This window comes from Malikia granosa (genome assembly GCF_002980595.1).
Taxonomy (GTDB): domain Bacteria; phylum Pseudomonadota; class Gammaproteobacteria; order Burkholderiales; family Burkholderiaceae_C; genus Malikia; species Malikia granosa.
The window spans coordinates 64,675-83,053 of sequence record NZ_PVLQ01000008.1; the positions used below are offsets into that span (position 1 = coordinate 64,675).

The 18,379-nt window shown below is 68.0% G+C and carries 12 protein-coding genes and 1 tRNA gene; 11 read left to right on the plus strand and 2 right to left on the minus strand.

The features are described 5' to 3' along the window. The first annotated feature begins 6 nt into the window (after positions 1-6). Positions 7-777 (plus strand): ABC transporter ATP-binding protein, encoded by a 771-nt coding sequence (locus tag C6P64_RS01410; protein WP_105746806.1) that lies wholly within the window; start codon positions 7-9, stop codon positions 775-777. 1 nt (position 778) lies between these two features. Beyond that, positions 779-1,495: an ABC transporter ATP-binding protein gene (locus C6P64_RS01415; protein ID WP_105746807.1), complete on the plus strand. Its 717-nt coding sequence runs from the start codon at positions 779-781 to the stop codon at positions 1,493-1,495. A 27-nt stretch (positions 1,496-1,522) separates the two neighbouring features. On the opposite strand, the gene C6P64_RS01420 is transcribed toward C6P64_RS01415, so the two are convergent. Together C6P64_RS01420 and C6P64_RS01425 are read right to left on the minus strand one after the other, a co-directional pair. Continuing rightward, positions 1,523-2,833, minus strand: a complete 1,311-nt coding sequence (locus tag C6P64_RS01420; protein ID WP_146115839.1) for a DUF5666 domain-containing protein — start codon at positions 2,831-2,833, stop codon at positions 1,523-1,525. Between the two features lie 204 nt (positions 2,834-3,037). Further along, positions 3,038-3,988, minus strand: a complete 951-nt coding sequence (locus C6P64_RS01425; RefSeq protein ID WP_105746809.1) for a cation diffusion facilitator family transporter — start codon at positions 3,986-3,988, stop codon at positions 3,038-3,040. A gap of 168 nt (positions 3,989-4,156) precedes the next feature. Here C6P64_RS01425 and rsmB point away from each other — a divergent pair, with 168 nt between their 5' ends. From rsmB to C6P64_RS01470, 9 genes are all read left to right on the plus strand, one after another. Beyond that, on the plus strand, positions 4,157-5,494 hold the full coding sequence (gene rsmB, locus C6P64_RS01430) for a 16S rRNA (cytosine(967)-C(5))-methyltransferase RsmB (protein ID WP_105746810.1): 1,338 nt from the start codon (positions 4,157-4,159) through the stop codon (positions 5,492-5,494). A gap of 25 nt (positions 5,495-5,519) precedes the next feature. Further along, positions 5,520-6,149: a DUF4390 domain-containing protein gene (locus C6P64_RS01435; RefSeq protein ID WP_170073019.1), complete on the plus strand. Its 630-nt coding sequence runs from the start codon at positions 5,520-5,522 to the stop codon at positions 6,147-6,149. Further along, complete coding sequence (locus tag C6P64_RS01440) at positions 6,149-8,428, plus strand: sensor histidine kinase (protein WP_105746812.1); 2,280 nt, start codon at positions 6,149-6,151, stop codon at positions 8,426-8,428. The genes C6P64_RS01435 and C6P64_RS01440 overlap by 1 nt, the downstream gene beginning before the upstream one ends. Positions 8,429-8,445: 17 nt before the next feature. Beyond that, on the plus strand, positions 8,446-9,111 hold the full coding sequence (locus tag C6P64_RS01445) for a response regulator (RefSeq protein WP_105746813.1): 666 nt from the start codon (positions 8,446-8,448) through the stop codon (positions 9,109-9,111). A gap of 45 nt (positions 9,112-9,156) precedes the next feature. Next, positions 9,157-9,232: transfer RNA gene (locus C6P64_RS01450), tRNA-Phe, on the plus strand. A gap of 125 nt (positions 9,233-9,357) precedes the next feature. After that, positions 9,358-9,741, plus strand: a complete 384-nt coding sequence (locus C6P64_RS01455) for a hypothetical protein (protein WP_105746814.1) — start codon at positions 9,358-9,360, stop codon at positions 9,739-9,741. A gap of 108 nt (positions 9,742-9,849) precedes the next feature. Next, on the plus strand, positions 9,850-10,452 hold the full coding sequence (locus tag C6P64_RS01460; RefSeq protein ID WP_105746815.1) for a hypothetical protein: 603 nt from the start codon (positions 9,850-9,852) through the stop codon (positions 10,450-10,452). Continuing rightward, positions 10,449-10,943: a TlpA disulfide reductase family protein gene (locus tag C6P64_RS01465; RefSeq protein ID WP_105746816.1), complete on the plus strand. Its 495-nt coding sequence runs from the start codon at positions 10,449-10,451 to the stop codon at positions 10,941-10,943. The genes C6P64_RS01460 and C6P64_RS01465 overlap by 4 nt, the downstream gene beginning before the upstream one ends. Positions 10,944-11,254: 311 nt before the next feature. Beyond that, a complete protein-coding gene (locus C6P64_RS01470; RefSeq protein ID WP_170073020.1) occupies positions 11,255-18,340 on the plus strand; it encodes an ExeM/NucH family extracellular endonuclease in 7,086 nt (2,361 codons plus the stop codon). Positions 18,341-18,379: the final 39 nt, after the last annotated feature.

Here is an 18,379-nt window from a genome sequence, read left to right on the forward strand (position 1 = left end):
ACAACCATGGCAGAAACCGTACTGAAAGTCGCCGGCATCTCGAAACGCTTCGGCGGCCTGCAAGCCCTGTCCGACGTCGGGCTCACCATCGAGCGCGGCCAGGTCTACGGCCTGATCGGCCCCAATGGCGCCGGCAAGACCACCTTCTTCAACGTCATCACCGGCCTCTACACGCCCGACAGCGGGACCTTCGAGCTCGGCGGCAAGCCCTACCAGCCCAGCGCCGTGCACCTGGTCGCCAAGGCGGGCATCGCGCGCACCTTCCAGAACATCCGGCTCTTTGCCGAGATGACCGCGCTGGAGAACGTGATGGTGGGGCGCCACCTGCGCACGAGCTCGGGCCTGCTGGGCGCGATCTTCCGCACGCCCGGCTTCAAGGCCGAGGAGCGCGCCATCATGGAGCGCGCGCGTGAGCTGCTCGACTATGTCGGCATCGGCAAGTACGCCGACTTCAAGGCGCGCACGCTGAGCTACGGCGACCAGCGCCGGCTCGAGATCGCGCGCGCGCTGGCGACCGATCCGCAGCTGATCGCGCTCGACGAGCCGGCCGCCGGCATGAACGCGACCGAGAAGGTGCTGCTGCGCGAGCTGATCGAGCGCATCCGGGCCGACAACCGCACCGTGCTGCTGATCGAGCATGACGTCAAGCTGGTCATGGGTCTGTGCGACCGCGTCACCGTGCTCGAGTACGGCAAGCTGCTGGCCCAGGGCACGCCGCACGAGGTGCAGCACAACGAGAAAGTCATCGAAGCCTATCTGGGCACCGGAGCACATTGATATGGCCGACGCATTGCTGAAAGTCAAGGGCCTGAAGGTCGCCTACGGCGGCATCCAGGCGGTCAAGGGGGTGGATTTCGAGGTCCGCGAGGGCGAGCTGGTGTCGCTGATCGGCTCCAACGGCGCCGGCAAGACCACCACCATGAAGGCCATCACCGGCACCCAGGCGATCCAGGGCGGCGAGATCGAGTACCTCGGCCGCAGCCTGAAGGGGCAGGGGCCCTGGGACCTGGTCGGCCAGGGCCTGGTCATGGTGCCCGAGGGTCGCGGTGTCTTCACGCGCATGACGATCACCGAGAACCTGCAGATGGGCGCCTACCTGCGCAAGGACAAGGGTGCCATAGCGGACGACATCGAGCGCATGTTCACCATCTTCCCGCGCCTGCGCGAGCGCAAGGACCAGCTCGCCGGCACCATGTCGGGCGGCGAGCAGCAGATGCTGGCGATGGGCCGCGCGCTGATGAGCCGCCCGAAGCTGCTGCTGCTCGACGAGCCCTCGATGGGGCTGTCGCCGATCATGGTCGACAAGATCTTCGAGGTGGTCAAGGAGGTCTACGACCAGGGCATGACGGTGCTGCTGGTCGAGCAGAACGCCAGCCGTGCGCTGGCGTTGGCCGACCGCGGCTACGTGATGGACTCGGGCCTGATCACGATGACGGGCAAGGGCAGCGAGATGCTGGACGATCCCAAGGTCAGGGCCGCCTACCTGGGCGAGTGAGCCCGGGCGCCTTGCCCCTTGCCGGTCTCAGCGGCTGCTCTTGGACTCGATCTTGACCACCTTGAAGCTGCTGCCCGACAGGTAGCCCTTGGCCTCGACGAAGCCGCTGACGACCTGGCCGTGCTCCCAGGTTGCCGAGCCCAGGTCTGCGCTGTAGCGCACCGTTCCGCTCTGCAGCGTGCAGGCGGTGTTGAGCGCCGAGCAGCTCAGGTTGCCGTAGAGCTCGAAGCTGCGCGAGGGGGCAGCCGGGGTCGCCGGGTCGTTCGAGGTCGGTGGCGCCAGGCGCCGGTAACGCAGGCCGTCATGGTCCGAGTCGTTCGAGTCGTCCGAATAGTCGGCGCTCCTGTGCTGACCTTCGAACTCGATGCGGGTCGCGTCCAGCACGCCGTTGACGATCCGGCCCTTGGCCTCGACATAGTCGCCGTCGGCGATGCTCGCGCACAGCGTCGTGCTGGTGGCCTGCACCGGCACCCCCTGGACCTTGAACGTGCAGCCATTGGCGCTCTTCGCCTGGTCGGAGATCACGCCGTAGAGCTCGTTGCGCTCCTCGGCCTTGCGGGTAGTGCCGATGTATTGACCCGCCTCGCTGGTGTAGCCCTGCACGCTCGTCGAGCGCACGCGCAGCCGGGTCGCCGAGTAGCTGCCCGGCGTGCCGCTGACCTCGAGCGCAACCACGGCGCCAGCCACCAGGCCTGGCACCGCGCCCAGGCTGGCGTAGCTGACCGTCACCGGCTGCGCGGAGCTGCCGAGCACCAGGGTCGCGGCCGTCGGATTGACGCTTGCGACCGTGCCGACGAGTCGGGTCGAGCCGGGCTGGGCCTGGGCTTCGATTCGGGTCGCCTGGTAGCTGCCGTCAGCCTGCGGCAGGCCGTGGACCTCGACTGCGACCCCTTGCAGCTGCTCGAGCGTCGTCACCTGGCCGTCGCTGGCCAGTACCAGCGTGCCGGCATCGGTCGTCACCGGCAGGCCGGAGACGCTCAGCCTCCCCTGGCTGACGCTGGCGATGCCCTTGATACCGCCCCGCACATGGATCTTGCCCGCGATCGGGCGCTGCGTCATGGCATCGACGCCGTTTTGCTCGATCTCGACCGTCATGCCGATGGCCAGCGGCGTCTTGATCTCGCGCGTCCGGTCGTCGGCGTCGAGCACGCTGGAGCCCACCGTCTCGTAGCGCATGCCGTTGACGATCACCGATCCCAGGCCGCTGATCGTGCCGGCGGTCGCAATGCTGGCGACCGGAGTGGCCGCTGGCGTGGTCGAGCCACCGCCGCCGCACGCGGCCAGCACCATGGTCACCGCAGCCATCACTGCCGTGGAGGGGGAAATTGTCTTGCTCATCGAATGACTCCTGCTCTTGCTTTGGATCGGGGGACGAAGGTCGGGACGGGCTGTCCACGGCTTGTACTGTGCGCAGGCAACATTAAGTCGACCTGAAATGCAACAAGCCCCTGCGGCCTGGCGGCAACAGGGGCTTGACGATCCCGCGGTGAGATGGGGCCGGACGATTCCGCGCCGGGGCCAGGCAGCGCCCCGGCTGGTGGCTCAGGCTACCTTGGCCTGGTCGTGATCGAGGTCGGGCTTGCGCCAGGGGTCGAGGTGGGTCATCAGGTTCAGCACCCGGTGCCGCTGCAGCACCCGGTTGCGCGCCGCGACGCTGATGTCGTGGCCGGCCTCGACGCTCAGGCTGGCATCGACTTCCAGGTGGGCATCGACCACGATCATGTCGCCCATCTTGCGCGTGCGCACGTCATGCACGCCTTCGACGCCCGGCGTGTCGAGCAGGGTCTGCCGGATCGCAGCCACTTCCTCCTCGTCGACGGCGCGGTCCATCAGGTCGTGCAGCGCTTCCCAGCTGAATTCCCAGCCCATCTTGGTCACCATGGCACCGACGATCAGCGCGGCGATCGGGTCGAGGATCGGATAGCCGGCCAGGTTGCCGATGATGCCGAGGCCGACCACCAGCGAGGAAGCGGCATCGGAGCGCGCGTGCCAGGCATTGGCGACCAGCATGCTCGACTTGACGCGCTTGGCGACCGCCAGCATGTAGCGGAACAGCAGCTCCTTGCTGACCAGCGCGCCGCCGGCGACCCAGAGCGCCAGCACATGCACCTCCTGCACGGTTTCGGGCGATTCGAGCTTGCGCACGGCGGACCAGAGCATGCCCAGGCCGACGGCCAGCAGCAGCAGGCCCAGCACCAGCGAGGCGGCGGTCTCGAAGCGGTGGTGGCCGTAGGGGTGGTCGGCGTCCGCGTCCTTGCGGCTGTGGTGGCTGGCCAGCAGCACCACGAAGTCGGCGACCAGGTCCGACAGCGAGTGGATGCCATCGGCGATCAGGGCCTGCGATTTCGAGAAGATGCCGGCCAGGATCTGCAGCAGCGTCAGCACCAGGTTGACGACGACGCTGACCCAGGTGCTGCGGGTCGCTGCCGCGATGCGTTCGGCGGGCGTGTGGCCGCTGTCTTCGCTGTCCTCGGCCAGGTCGGTGAATTTCATGAGGCTTTCCTTCTGGGCCGATTATCGACCCGGGATGCAAATCCGCCATCTTAGGTGTGGCAGATGAAGCGGAGATGATGCCCCGGGCCGGATGGCTTCGCGATAATGGCGGCATCCCGTCCTGAATCCGGCCTGGCGCCCTGTTGGCGCGGCCTGCCATCGCACCGAATGAACTCACCGATCCCCTTGTCCGATCAGCTGGCCGCTGCCGCCCGCACCCTGTTGGCCGTCGAGCAAGGCCGCTCCCTGACCGATGCGCTGGCCAAGACCCCGGCGCGGCTGCGTCCCGGCGTGCAGGCGCTGGCCTTCCATGCGCTGCGCCACTGGGGCGAGGCGGGCGTGCTGATCGGCCTGCTGGCCGAGCGCCCGCCCGAGGGCGCCGCGCGCGCGCTGCTCGGGCTGGCCCTGACGCTGCTGCTGCCGCAGGCCGTCGGCGGCAATGTCAGCTATGCCGCCCATACCGTGGTCGACCAGTCGGTGCAGGCGCTGGCGCAGCTCAAGCTGCCGGCGGGGCTGGCCGGCTTCGTCAATGCCTGCCTGCGCCGCTACTTGCGCGAGCAGGATGAGCTGCTGCGCCAGGCCAGCGAGGATGCCCAGGCGCGCTGGAACCATCCGTTCTGGTGGGTGCAGCGCGTGCGGCGCGACCACCCGCAGCATTGGCAGGCCATCCTGGCCGCCAACAACCGGCCAGCGCCGATGGTGCTGCGCGTCAACCGGCGCCGCGTCGGGCGCGACGACTATCTGCAGGCCCTGCTGGCGCAAGGCCTGCAGGCCGAGCCGGTCGGCCGCGACGGCATCGCGCTGGCGCAGGCGGTCGCGGTCGAGCGGCTGCCAGGCTGGGAGCAGGGCCATTGTTCGGTGCAGGACCTGGCAGCCCAGCTGGCTGCGCCGCTGCTGCTCGATGGCGCCGAGCTGCCGGCCGGCGCACGGGTGCTCGATGCCTGTGCCGCCCCGGGCGGCAAGACCGCCCATCTGCTCGAGTGCGCCGAGCTCGACCTGCTCGCGCTCGACGTCGATCCGCAGCGCTGCGAGCGCATCCGCGACAACCTGCAGCGCCTGGGCCTGCAGGCCGAGGTCAGGCCGGCCGATGCCGCCGACACCGCGCGCTGGTGGGATGGCCGCGCCTTCGCTGCCATCCTGCTCGATGCGCCCTGCACGGCATCGGGCATCGTGCGCCGCCACCCCGACGTGCGCTGGTTGCGTCGACCGGGCGACATCGCCCAGCTCGCCGCGCAGCAGCTGCGCCTGCTCGAGGCGCTCTGGCCGACACTGGGCGCGGGCGGACGGCTGCTCTACTGCACCTGCTCGGTCTTCAAGGCCGAGGGCGAGCAGCAGATGCGCGACTTCCTGCAGCGCCATCCCGATGCCCGGCTGCTGCCTTCCCCGGGTCACCTGATGCCGGGCGAGCCGGCCGATGCCTGGTTGAGCGGCAGCGTCGGTCCTGATAGCCTTGCCGGAATGGACGGATTCTTCTATGCCCTGCTGCTCAAGCGCCCGGCCGATTGACGGGCCAGCCGGGCGCCGCCGCGCCATGCGGGCGCTGGCGGCGACGCTGCTGCTGGCGGCCGGTGCCGCCAGCGCCGCGCTGGAGTCGCCCGCCGCCGATCCGGTCCAGCTCGTCCTGCAGCGCCGCAGCGAAGGCCTGTTCCTGTCGGCCCGCCTGCCGCTCGAGCTCAGCCCCGCGGTCGAGGAGGTGCTGCGCAAGGGAGTGCCGCTGCATTTCCTCTGGAAGGCCGACTTGATCCAGTCGCGCTGGTACTGGCTCGACAAGACCGTCGCCAGCGTGGCCCGCACGGTGCGCCTGGCCTATCAGCCGCTGACCAGGCGCTGGCGCCTGAGCTACGCCAACGGCACCCCCGGCGCCAGCGGACTGCAGTACGGCCTGCACCAGAACTTCGACAGCCTGGACGATGCCCTGCTCGGCGCCGGCCATGTCTCGAACTGGAAACTGGTCGATGCCGCGCGCTGGCGCAGCGCGGGCGAGCAGCGCGTCGAGTTCAGCTTCGCGCTCGACCTGACCCAGCTGCCGCGGCCGTTCCAGCTCGGCCTGTTCAACCAGAGCGGCTGGAACCTCTCGCTGCAAAAGACCCTCGAGGTGCCCGAGGCGGTCGGCAACGAGGCCGAGCCGGCGGCGGATTCCAGCGCCGAGGGCGACGCGTGATGCCTGGCTCCCCGGCTGCCTCGGTGCTGCCGTCCGGCCCCGGGCGCTGGGCCATCGTGCTCGGGCTGCTGTTCATGGCCGGGGTCGCGCTCGTGCTGCTGTTCCTGCTGACGCTGGCGACCGACAACCAGGCCTTCTACGAGGCCAACTTCGCACGCCTGGTCGGCATCAACGTCGCCGTCGCGATCGTGTTCCTGCTGGTGATCGTCGCGCTGGCGATCCAGCTGGTGCTGCGGCTGCGCCGGCGCCGCTTCGGCAGCCAGCTCATGCTCAAGCTTGCCGCGATCTTCTCGCTGGTGGGCTTCCTGCCCGGCCTGCTGGTCTATCTGGTGTCCTACCAGTTCGTCTCGCGCTCGATCGAGAACTGGTTCGACGTGCGGGTCGAGACTGCGCTGAGTGCCGGCCTCAACCTCGGCCGCACCACCCTCGACACGCTGGCGGTCGACCTGGCCAACAAGACCCGGGTCGCCGCCGCGGGCCTGGCGACCAGCAGCGATGCCGGTGCCGGTCTCGCGCTCGAGCGCCTGCGCGAGCAGCTCTCGGCCTCCGACCTCGTGCTCTGGAACTCGGGCGGGCGGCCCGTCGCCAGCGCCGGCGAGTCGCGCTTCAAGCTGACCCCGGAGCGCCCGAGCGCGTCCGACTTGCGCGCGGCCCGGCGCGACCGCGTGATCGCGAGCATCGAGGGGCTGGAGGAGCAGGACGGCAGTTCCACCCCGGGTGCACCCGCCAGCCAGCCGCGCATCAAGGTGCTGGCGCTGGTGGCTGCCGCGGGCTTCGGCCTGCAGGACGAGCCGCGCTACCTGCAGGTCAGCGCCCCGCTGCCGGCGCTGCTGGTGGCCGACGCGCTCGCGGTCCAGGTCGCGCACCGCGAATACCAGGAGCGTTCGCTGGCGCGCGACGGCCTGCGCCGGCTCTACATCGGCACGCTCACGCTCACGCTGTTCCTGGCGCTGTTCGGCGCCGTGCTGCTGGCCGTGCTGCTGGGCAACCAGCTGGTGCGGCCGCTGCTGATGCTGGCCGCCGGCATGCGCGATGTCGCGCGCGGCGACCTCGGCCCCAAGCTCGCGCTGTCCTCGCGCGACGAGCTCGCCGGCCTGACGCGCGACTTCGCGCACATGACGCAGGAGCTGGCCGATGCGCGCCAGGCGGTGCAAAGCAGCATGCAGCAGGTCGATACCGCCCGCGCCAACCTGCAGACCATCCTCGACAACCTGACCGCCGGGGTCGTGGTGCTCGACGACCAGGGCCGCATCCTGAGCGCCAACCCCGGTGCCACCCGCATCCTGCGTGCGCCGCTGGCGGCCCATCAATGGCAGGGCCTGCAGACCGTTGCCGGTCTCGAGGGCTTTGCCCAATGGGTGCAGCAGCAGTTCGAACGCTTCCTCGGCGAGTCGGTGCACGAGGAAGGCCATTGGCAGCAGTCCTTCGAGCTGCGTCCCGCTGCTGCCGATCGCGCCGACCTGTCCCACCCTGGCGCCAGCGACCATGTCACGCTGATCGCGCGCGGCGCGCTGCTGCCGCATGGCGATCGCCTGCTGGTGTTCGACGACGTGTCCGAGATCATCTCGGCCCAGCGTGCCCAGGCCTGGGGCGAGGTCGCGCGCCGGCTCGCGCACGAGATCAAGAACCCGCTGACCCCGATCCAGCTGTCGGCCGAGCGCCTGGCCATGAAGCTCGAGGGCAAGCTCAAGGGCCAGGATGCCGCGCTGCTGAGCCGCTCGGTGCGCATCATCGTCGACCAGGTCGATGCGATGAAGCGCCTGGTCAACGACTTCCGCGACTATGCCCGCCTGCCGGCGGCGCAGCTGGCGCCAGTCGACCTCAATGGCCTGATCAGCGACATCCTGGGGCTGTACGACCCCTCCAGCGTGCCGGTGCAGCTCGACCTCGAGCCCGTGCCCCTGGTGCTGGCTGATGCCCAGCAGGTGCGCCAGGTCATCCACAACCTGGTGCAGAACGCGCAGGACGCCACGCCGCCCGGCGCCGGCCCGGTGCTGCTGCAGACCCGACTGGCCGAGAGCGGGCGCCGGGTCAGGCTGGCGGTGCTGGACAACGGCCCCGGTTTTCCCGAGGCCATACTCAAGCGCGCCTTCGAGCCCTATGTGACCACCAAGTCCAAGGGCACCGGGCTGGGCCTGGCAGTGGTCAAGAAGATCATGGACGAGCATGGCGGCCGGATCGACATCGGCCACCGGCTCGATGGCGACCGGATCACGGGTGCCCGAGTCTCGTTATCATTCAAGGTTGCGCAAACGCAACAAGACCAAGCAAACAGTTAGGGATTATTGGCAAGGCCATGGCAAACATACTGGTAGTGGATGATGAACTGGGCATCCGCGAGCTCTTGTTCGAAATCCTCAACGATGAAGGCCATGCCGTCGAGCTGGCCGAGAATGCCGCCCAGGCGCGCGCCTTGCGCGAGCGCCAGCGTCCCGACCTGGTGCTGCTCGACATCTGGATGCCCGACACCGACGGCGTGACGCTGCTCAAGGAATGGTCGGCCGCCGGCCAGCTGACCATGCCGGTCATCATGATGAGCGGCCACGCCACCATCGACACCGCGGTCGAGGCCACCCGCATTGGCGCGATGGCCTTCCTGGAAAAACCGATCACCTTGCAGAAGCTGCTGCAGTCGGTCGCGCAGGGGCTGGACAAGCTCGCCAGCCGCCCGGCCTCCGCGCCTGCCAGCGCAGCCCTGGCCCCGCCCGATGCCGATGCGCCGCCTGCGCCTGAAACCGGTGCCGCCCCCGAGCGAGCCAGCGCCAGCCAGTTCGATTTCGACCTACCGCTGCGCGAGGCACGCGACGCCTTCGAACGGGCCTACTTCGAGTTTCATCTGGTCCAGGAGCATGGCTCGATGACCCGGGTGGCGGAGAAGACCGGCCTCGAACGCACCCATCTCTACCGCAAGCTCAAGCAGCTCGGCATCGACCTGTCCAAAACAAAGCGCGGCGCCGCGTGAAAAAACGGCGAAAATGCCTCTATAATCGTTGTACTGTTACAGTCAGGCCCGGTAGCTCAGTTGGTAGAGCAGCGGATTGAAAATCCGCGTGTCGGTGGTTCGATTCCGCCCCAGGCCACCAGATATCGCAAAAGCCCGTCGTCCAGCACGACGGGCTTTTGTCTTTGTGGTCACTGAACCGGCCCGGGCCGCCGATGCGCCTGTAGCGCCCGAACCCTCCCGGGCTCATTCAACAAGGACCCCCCCATGACGACTCCCCTGATTGCGCCCGCGCAGGCCGAACTGCTGGCAGCCATCCTGAACGGGCTCTGCACCCGCACGCTGGCCCAGTTTGCCGCCGAGTCCCGGCTCGACGGCGAGAGCCTGGCCGATGCGGTCGAGCGCTACGAGGTCGACTATGCCTGGCAGGTGCTGGCTGCCGAGCGCACCCGTGCGGCCGTCGTCGCGCGCCTGCAGTCCGAGCTGGGCCAGGAGCTGGCCGACCCGCTCGAGGCCTCGGTCGCCGAGGCCCTGCAGCTCGCGGCAGCCCAGCAGCCGACCGATCTGCTGATGAGCTTCGACAACGACCTGCCGGAACTGATCGCCGGCCTGCTGCGCGCCAGCCGCGAGCCGGCACAAGCCCTGGGCTGATCCGCAGCCCTGGCCGGCCAGTCCGGGGCGGTCGCCATCTCCTCTTGCCGCGCCTTGTCTGCCGCGTCGGCGCCGGCAGGCTGGGGCGAGCTCGGATACAGTGCTGGCATGAACCCCGATCTGATGCAGGAAATCGCCGCCGCCGCGGCCGCGCTGGTGGTCGACGAAGGGCTGGAATACGGTCCGGCCAAGCGGCGTGCGCTCAAGCAGCTCGGCCTGCCGCCGCGCACCGCCTTGCCCGACAACCTGGTCGTCGAGGCTGCCGTGCGCGAGCATCTCGCTATCTTCCATGCCGATACCCAGCCGGCCGAGCTGCACGCGCTGCGCGAGCTGGCGCTGCTCTGGATGGAACGGCTGGCCGAGTTCCAGCCCCATCTGGGCGGCGCAGTCTGGCACGGCACGGCGACCGAGTTGTCCGACATCTACCTGCAGCTGTTCAGTGACGACCCGAAGGCGGTCGAGCTGGCATTGATCAACCGCGGTGTCGATTACGAGGCGCGCAGCGTCCATGGCCTGCACGGCCATGAGGTCGAGGCGCTGAGCCTGCGCAGCCGCTGCGAGCCGCTGCAGGCCTGGGTCGGCGTGCACCTGCTGGTCAACGATGGCGGCGATTTCCGCGGCGCGCTGCTGCGCGATGCGGCCGGACGCAAGCCGCGCGGCGATGCACGCGCGCTGCGCGAGCGCATGGCCCAGCAGGCTTCGCTCCCATGAGGCGGCGCGAGTTGCTCCTGGGCGGCGGTGCCCTGGCTGCCCTGGCCGGGCTGTCCGCCTGCTCGCGCGGTGCCGAGCCGCCCGCGGCTTTCTGGTCCCAGTCCTGGGAGTCGCCGAACGGCCAGCCGCTGGCGGCAGCGGATCTGCGTGGTCGCCCTCTGCTGGTGAACTTCTGGGCCACCTGGTGCCCGCCCTGCGTCGAGGAGTTGCCGCTGCTCGACCAGTTCTACCAGTCCCGGCGCGCGCAGGGCTGGCAGCTGCTGGGGCTGGCGATCGACCAGCCCAGCGCGGTGCGCGCCTTCCTGGCCAGGCGGCCGCTGAGCTTTCCGATCGGGCTGGCCGGTCTTGGCGGCACCGAGCTGAGCCGCGAGCTCGGCAACAGCAACGGCGGCCTGCCGTTCAGCGTGCTGTTCGACCCTGCGGGCCGACTGGTCGAGCGCAAGCTGGGCCGGCTCCACGCCGAGGATCTGGAGCGCTGGCAGCGGCTCTGATCCGTGCCGCGGGTCGCTGAGCCGGCCAATCCGGCTCCGGCCAGGCTGCGGCGCAATCCGGGGCCTGGCTGGCGCTGGCGCCTGTTTTCTGTCGCGCCTTCCCGAATGAATGCCATGCTGGATGTGATTGTCAACTGACACATGGTTTTCATGGTCGGTACGTAAGGTGAGCCGTTTTCCCATCCCGGGTCTCACTTCACACAGGTAACGACATGGCACTTTCGGCTGGCAGCATTGCATTCGTTGGGTTCAACGCAGATGGAACGGATGGTTTCGCTTGTATCGTCTTGGATGAAATTCCTGCTGGACAGGTGATCTATTTCCGGGACGACGAATGGAACGGCACCGCCTTCAACACCGGTGAAGGCATCAGCAGCTGGACCAACAATACGGGGGCTCCGATTGCCGTCGGCACCGTCGTTGAATTTTCCGCTGTCAGCACCGCAGCACCGACCGCCAGCCATGGCCAGCTCGCTCTCGTTTCCGGATCGCAAAACCTGGGTGCCAGCGACGAGACCCTGTATGCCTACACCAGCACGGGGGATGCCACCACGGGCAGCTTCACCTTCCTGTCGGCAGTGGCCAGCGGCGGCTACACCGCGGCCATGACCCTGGACGGCACCGGCCTGACGGCGGGAATCGATGCGATCGACTTCAAGCCACAGGACGACGATGCCGATGTCTTCGCCTACAACCCTGCCAGCGGAGGCTCCAGCTTTGTCGATGCAGCGGCCGCCCGACTGGCCATCCATACCCTGAGCCACTGGATGTCGCAGGATGCCAGTGGCGATCAGAACGCGGACGGCGTATCGCCCGATGCCCCCTTCCTGATTGCCGATCAATCCCCGCTGAAGGGCGTGAGCTTCAGCATCGGTGCCGCCACCCCTTTCCCTGTCGTTCGCGTCATCTCCCTGTCGCTCAGCAGCGCCACCGGCACCGAGGCCGGCACCACGGTCATCACCGTCACCGCCACCGCTGCTGCGCCCGTCACCGGCGAGCAGGGCGTCGACCTGGCCGTCAGCGGTACCGGCATCACGGCAGACGACTACATCCTGTCCGGCAGCCGCATCACCATTGCCGATGGTGCCACCTCCGGCAGCATCACCTTCACCGTGCGGGACGATGCCTTGGTCGAAGGCAGCGAAACCGCCACGCTGACCCTCGGCAATCCCTCCTCGGGCATCGCGCTGGGCAGCAGCTCGTCGCTGGACCTGGCCATCGTCGACAACGAAGCCGTCGGCGCACTGGCCTACAGCGGCCAGCTCAACGAAGGGCTGGCATTCGATGGCTCGGTCAGCGGCAAGATCCTCATCACCCTGTCGGGCGGCGAAACCTTTGCCGGCAGCATCGGCGAGAACCTGCTGGCCGCTGTCATGCCCAAGGCCCAGCTCACGAATGTCCCTGCCGGCCTGACCGCCAGCCTCATCCTGACCGGCAGCAGCCAGGCCGAGCTGAGCTTCGCCGGCAAGGCCACGGCGCATGGCAATGCCAGCGATTTGGGCAATCTGACGCTCGCGTTCAACAACAGCGCGTTTGCAGGCAGCAACGCCAGCGCCATCACCGGCTCGACCCAGTCTGGCCTGGCCATCAACTTCGCCGACCTCGGCACGGCGGGCAGCCAGCAGACCTTCACACCGAATGCGGGCAGCAGCCTGGACAGCTCCGACGCTTCCACTGCCATTGCGCTCGATGCCAACTACATGGTGGTGGGCGACGACGAGGCCAGCGTGCTGCGCGTGTACGACCGCGCCGGTGGCCCCGCCCTGGTCGAGTGGAGCTATGCGGCTACCTTGGCCAACGGCGGCGAGCTGGACCTGGAAGCCGGGACCCGCATCGGCGACACCCTGTACTTCGTCGGCTCGCAGAGCAATACCAAGTCGGGCAACGACTCCGACCCGCGCGAGAACCTGTTTGCCGTCACCGTTTCCGGCACCGGGGCCCAGACGGCCTTCACTTACCTGGGCAAGTCCGGCAGCCTGGAAGCCGCGCTGTCCAGCTGGGACAGCAGCAATGCCCATGGCCAGGGGGCCAACTACTTCGGCTTCGCCGCCTCCAGCGCGGCAGGCGTGGTACCCGAAGGCGTGAACGGTTTCTCGATCGAGGGCCTGAGCGCCTCGCAGGACAGCAACCAGCTGCTGCTGGCCTTCCGCGCCCCGCAGACCGATACCGTCACCCGCCAGAAAGCGCTCATCGTTCCGGTGGCCGTCAGCGGCTTGATCGGCGGCAGCCCCAGCTTCGGTGCCCCGGTCGAGCTCGACCTGGGCGGGCGCGGCATACGTTCGATCGAGAAGGCGGCTGACGGCAACGGCTATCTGCTGCTGGCCGGGCCGGCCGGCTCGGCCAGCGCCGAGGTCACCCACGACTTCCGCATCTACCGCGTCAGCACCGATTTGACCCGCGTGACCGAACTCGACGTGAATCTCGATGCGCTGCGCGACGCCATGGGCGGCAGCTTCGAGGCCATCGTCGATGTGCAAGGCACGGTCGCAGGCACCCTGGTGCAATTGCTGCAGGACAACGGCGACACCGTCTGGCCGGGCAAGACTGGCGCGTCCAAGGACCTGCCGGCGGCCGAGCAGCAGTTCGTCGGCAACTGGGTCGAGCTTGGCAGCGATGTGGCCGATGCGACCGGTCCCAGGCTGGTCAGCAGCTCGCCGGCCGACAACGCCGTCAACGTCGGCGTTTCCAGCAAGCTGGTGCTGAAGTTCGACGAAGGCGTGAAGGCCGGTAGCGGCAGCTTCGTGATCAGGAAAACCAGCGACAGCAGCGTGGTCGACACGATCCAGGCCAGCAGCAGCCGGGTCGCGATCGCGTTCAACACCGTCACGATCGAGGCGGGCAATCTGGCCAACGCTACCGGCTATTACCTCGAGGCCACTGCTGACGCGCTGAGCGACCACGCGGGCAACGCCTGGGTTGGCATCTCCGGGGTCGACGCGCTGAACTTCGCGACCGTCTCTGCCGCACCCCGCTACGACCTGCTGATCACCGAGGTGAACTCCAACGCCGCTGGAGGCGACTTCTTCGAGCTGTACAACCATGGGACGACGCCGATCGACCTGACGGGCTGGAAATGGGACGACGACTCCGCCAACCCGGCCGACCCGGCTGCCGTGTCCTTGTCCGGGATGCTCAACCCCGGTGCGCGCCTGGTCGTGGTGGCGGCGGCCGATGCCGCGGCCTTCCGTTCCGCCTGGGGCCTGGCCGACCAGGTGCCCGTGCTCGCCACCGGCGGCCCGGGCTTGGGCAATGGCGATGCCGTGGTGGTGTTCGACCGCAACGGTTATGTCGCGGCCGGAGTGAACTTCAAGGCGACGCCGATCACCGCTACCGACGGCACAGTGATCACGCCCATGGTTCGCAGCGACGGCCTGGCATTGACCACGGCTCACGCCGGACTGGCCGTGGGGGGCAGCGCGACCGAATCTGCAGTCTGGGATGGCGTGTCCACTTCGGCTCCGCAGTACAACGATGCCGATGTCGGCGTGCTCGGTGCCTTTGCGCAGGGCGCGGCAGCGGCCAGCATCGGCTCGCCTGGCAATGTGCTGGCCGGGGCCGGCCTGGCCACTCCCTACACCGAAAGCTTCGGCACCAGCCTGGGTGAATTCACCGCCTACAGCAGCGACGGCGACAAGGCTGCGACCTGGTATCGCGCCAGTAGCGGCACCGCCGAGGTCAACGGCTTCGGCGATACCGCCCATGCCAATGACTGGTTGATCTCGAAGCCCTTCGACCTGAGCCAGACCAGCGTCGAATACCTGAGCTTCACCACCTGGACCCGCTACAGCGACGCCGGCATCGCCAACCCCGAGGTCAAGCTCAAGTACAGCACCGACTACCCCGGCAGCGGCGACCCCGCGCTCTACACCTGGACCGAACTGAGCTACAGCCCGTCGCCTGACAACAGCCAGGCCACCACCGCCTCTGGGTTGATCGACCTGTCTGCCATCCAGGGCAGCCATGTGCACTTCGCCTTCCACTACACCGCCTCTGGCGCCGGCAGCAACAGCTCGTCGAGCTGGCGCGTCGATGACGTGAAGATCGAAGGCTATGCCGGTGCCGTACTGTCGCTGGCCGCTACCAATGCCAGCCAGGCCGAAGGCCAGGGCGGCAGCAGCGCCTTCACCTTCACCGTGACCCGTGCCGGCGACATCAGCGGCACCACCACGGTGGACTACGCCGTCGGCGGTGCCGCCGTGGACGCCGCCGACTTTGGCGGCCAGTTGCCCAGCGGCACGGTCAGCTTTGCCGCCGGCGAGACCAGCAAGACCATCACCCTCAACGTGGCTGGCGACAGCACGGCTGAAAGCAACGAAGCCTTCACGCTGATCCTGGCCAATGCCGTCGGCGGCCAGATCATCGCTGCCACGGCCAGCGGCACCATCCTCGACGACGATGCCGCGCCGACCCTGATTTCGGCGATCCAGGGCTCTGGCAGCGCCAGCGCCATGCTGGGCCAGACGGTCACCATCCAGGGCGTGGTCACGGCCTACATGCCCAGCATGAAGGGCTTCTTCGTCCAGGAGGAGGCGGCCGACAGCGATGGCAATGTTCGTACCTCCGAAGGCATCTTCGTCTACTACAACAACAGCAATCCCGGCATCGCTGTCACCCAGGTGGGCGATGTGGTGCGCCTGACCGGTACCGTGGCCGAATACCAGGGCCAGACCCAGCTGACAGCCCCGAGCAATCTGCAACTCGTCACCGACCACGTCGACAGCAGTGCCCTGCCGGCACCGGTGCGGATCACGCTGCCGGTGGCCGACATGGTCGACTGGGAGTCCGTCGAGGGCATGTTGGTCGAGGTCTCATCGGCCACGGCTGGCGGCAAGCTGGTCGTCACCGACAACTACACCCTGGGTCAGTACGGCACGGTCACGCTGACCTCCGACACCCTGCTGCAGCAATACACTGAAACCAATGCGCCCAGCGTGAGCGGCTATGCCGCCTACATGGCGGCGACACAGAAGGATCAGGTCATTCTGGACGACGGCAGCAGCAGCCAGAATCTCGGCATCCACCCGGGCCGTGGCGGCAACGACCTGTCGGCCGGCAACACCCTGCGCGCGGGTGACAGCGTGACCAGCGTGGTCGGCGTGGTCGACCAGCTCACCGTAAGTGGAGCGCTGGCCTACGAGACCAGCTACCGCATCCAGCCGACCATCGAGCCGCTGTTCACCGGCAGCGCACGTCCCGCCGCGGCCGACCTGCCGGCTGCCATCACTGGAGCCGAGATCAAGGTGGCATCGGTCAACGTGCTGAACTACTTCACCACGCTCGGCAGCAGCAATTTCACCAACCCCAACGGCACCAGCCACCAGGGGCGAGGCGCCAGCAACGCCGCCGAATTCATTCGCCAGCAAGACAAGATCGTGGCCAACCTGCTGGGCCTGGATGCCGACGTGCTGGGCCTGATGGAAATGCAGAACAACGGCTTTGCCGATGGCAGCGCGATCGACTCGCTGGTCGACGCGCTCAATGCCAAGGCCGGTGCGGGCACCTATGCCTACATTGCCGGACCATTCAACGACGGGGCTGGCAGCGCAGGCGATGCGGCCACGGCGGGCGACGATGCCATCATGGTCGCCATCCTCTACAAGCCGGCCAAGGTCACGCCGGTGGGCCAGGCCGCGGTCGCCGATCCCGCGCTGTACGACGCGTTTTCGGCCAGCCTGGGCAGTCGCGTGCCGGTGGCGCAGACCTTCCAGGCCGTGGCCGACGGCGAGCAGTTCACGGTGGTGGTCAACCACTTCAAGTCCAAGGGCAGCGTCAACGATCCGGACATCGGTGACGGCCAGGGCGCCAACAACCAGGCCCGCCTGGAAGCCGCGCGCGACCTGCTGTCCTGGCTGGGCACCAATCCCACCGGCAGCACCGACAGCGACCTGCTGCTGCTCGGGGACTTCAACGCCTACAGCCAGGAAGACCCGATCACCTACCTCGATGCCAACGGCTACAACAAGGTCTCCAGCGGCCTGTCCTATTCCTTCGACGGGCTGTGGGGCTCGCTCGACCACGCTCTGGCCAGCGACAGCCTGAGCCGCCAGGTCAGCGGCGCCGTGAAGTGGGCCATCAACGCCGAGGAACCGGCGCTGCTGGACTACAACACCGAGTTCAAGAACGATGCGCAGGATGCCAGCTATTACGCCCCCGATGCCTACCGCTCCAGCGACCACAATCCGATCCTGATCGGCCTGAATCTGGCCTCGGTATCCGGGCCGGTCAAGCGGCCGACGCCGAACACGCCGTTCAACGACTTCAACGGTGACGGCAAGTCCGACCTGCGCTGGGTCAAGGACAGCGGCGAAGTCTCGCTGTGGCTGATGGACGGCACGACCCCGACCGCCAAGGCGAACTTCGGTTCCTTCGACGGCTGGAGCATCAAGGACAGCCGCCAGGACTTCAACGGCGACGGCAAGACCGACCTGCTGTGGACGAATCTGAACGGCGCGGCCTCGGTCTGGACCATGGACGCGCTGAACGCGACCTCGATCGCCAATCACGGCTCCTACGCCGGCTGGCAACTGGTCGATGGGGCCGGCGACTACAACGGCGACGGCAAGGCCGACCTGCGCTGGGTCCAGCAGAACGGCGAAGTGTCGCTGTGGCTGATGGATGGCGCAGCTCCGAGCGCCAAGGCGAACTTCGGCTCCTTCGAGGGCTGGAGCGTCAAGGACGGCAGCCGGGACTTCAACGGCGACGGCAAGACCGACCTGTTGTGGACGAACGCGAACGGCGCGGCCTCGGTCTGGACCATGGATGGGCTGAATGCGACCTCGATCGCCAATCACGGTCCTTATACGGGCTGGCAACTGGTCGATGGGGCCGGCGACTACAACGGCGACGGCAAGGCAGACCTGCGCTGGGTCCAGCAGAACGGCGAAGTGTCGCTGTGGTTGATGGACGGCACGACCCCGACCGCCAAGGCGAACTTCGGTTCCTTCGAGGGCTGGAGCGTCAAGGACGGCAGCCAGGACTTCAACGGCGATGGCAAGACCGACCTGCTGTGGACGAAGGCGAACGGTGCGGTCTCGGTCTGGATCATGGACGGGCTGAACGCGACCTCGATCGCCAATCACGCCTCTTATGCCGGCTGGCAACTGGTGGACGGGGCAGGCGACTACAACGGCGACGGCAAGGCCGACCTGCGCTGGGTCAAGGACAACGGCGAGATTTCGCTGTGGCTGATGGATGGCGTGAGCGCGCTCGCGAAGGCGAACTTCGATCCTGCGGTCGGCTTGAGCGTGAAGGATGGCAGCCGGGACTTCAACGGCGACGGCAAGACCGACCTGTTGTGGACGGATGCCAGCGGTGCGGAGTCGGTCTGGCTGATGGATGGCGTGAGCCTGGTGGGGACGGTCAACCCGGGTGATCTGGCGGGGTGGACCTTGATCTGAGCTCGCTGAGCTTCCTGACCTTCCCTGCCTGGCCGCAGG

What these genes read in the sequence shown, in the direction of transcription:
- C6P64_RS01410 (WP_105746806.1), top strand. Translation starts at nt 7, where the DNA reads ATGGCAGAAACCGTACTGAAAGTCGCCGGCATCTCGAAACGCTTCGGC.
- C6P64_RS01415 (WP_105746807.1), top strand. Translation starts at nt 779, where the DNA reads ATGGCCGACGCATTGCTGAAAGTCAAGGGCCTGAAGGTCGCCTACGGC.
- C6P64_RS01420 (WP_146115839.1), bottom strand. Translation starts at nt 2,833, where the DNA reads ATGAGCAAGACAATTTCCCCCTCCACGGCAGTGATGGCTGCGGTGACC.
- C6P64_RS01425 (WP_105746809.1), bottom strand. Translation starts at nt 3,988, where the DNA reads ATGAAATTCACCGACCTGGCCGAGGACAGCGAAGACAGCGGCCACACG.
- rsmB (WP_105746810.1), top strand. Translation starts at nt 4,157, where the DNA reads ATGAACTCACCGATCCCCTTGTCCGATCAGCTGGCCGCTGCCGCCCGC.
- C6P64_RS01435 (WP_170073019.1), top strand. Translation starts at nt 5,520, where the DNA reads ATGCGGGCGCTGGCGGCGACGCTGCTGCTGGCGGCCGGTGCCGCCAGC.
- C6P64_RS01440 (WP_105746812.1), top strand. Translation starts at nt 6,149, where the DNA reads ATGCCTGGCTCCCCGGCTGCCTCGGTGCTGCCGTCCGGCCCCGGGCGC.
- C6P64_RS01445 (WP_105746813.1), top strand. Translation starts at nt 8,446, where the DNA reads ATGGCAAACATACTGGTAGTGGATGATGAACTGGGCATCCGCGAGCTC.
- C6P64_RS01455 (WP_105746814.1), top strand. Translation starts at nt 9,358, where the DNA reads ATGACGACTCCCCTGATTGCGCCCGCGCAGGCCGAACTGCTGGCAGCC.
- C6P64_RS01460 (WP_105746815.1), top strand. Translation starts at nt 9,850, where the DNA reads ATGAACCCCGATCTGATGCAGGAAATCGCCGCCGCCGCGGCCGCGCTG.
- C6P64_RS01465 (WP_105746816.1), top strand. Translation starts at nt 10,449, where the DNA reads ATGAGGCGGCGCGAGTTGCTCCTGGGCGGCGGTGCCCTGGCTGCCCTG.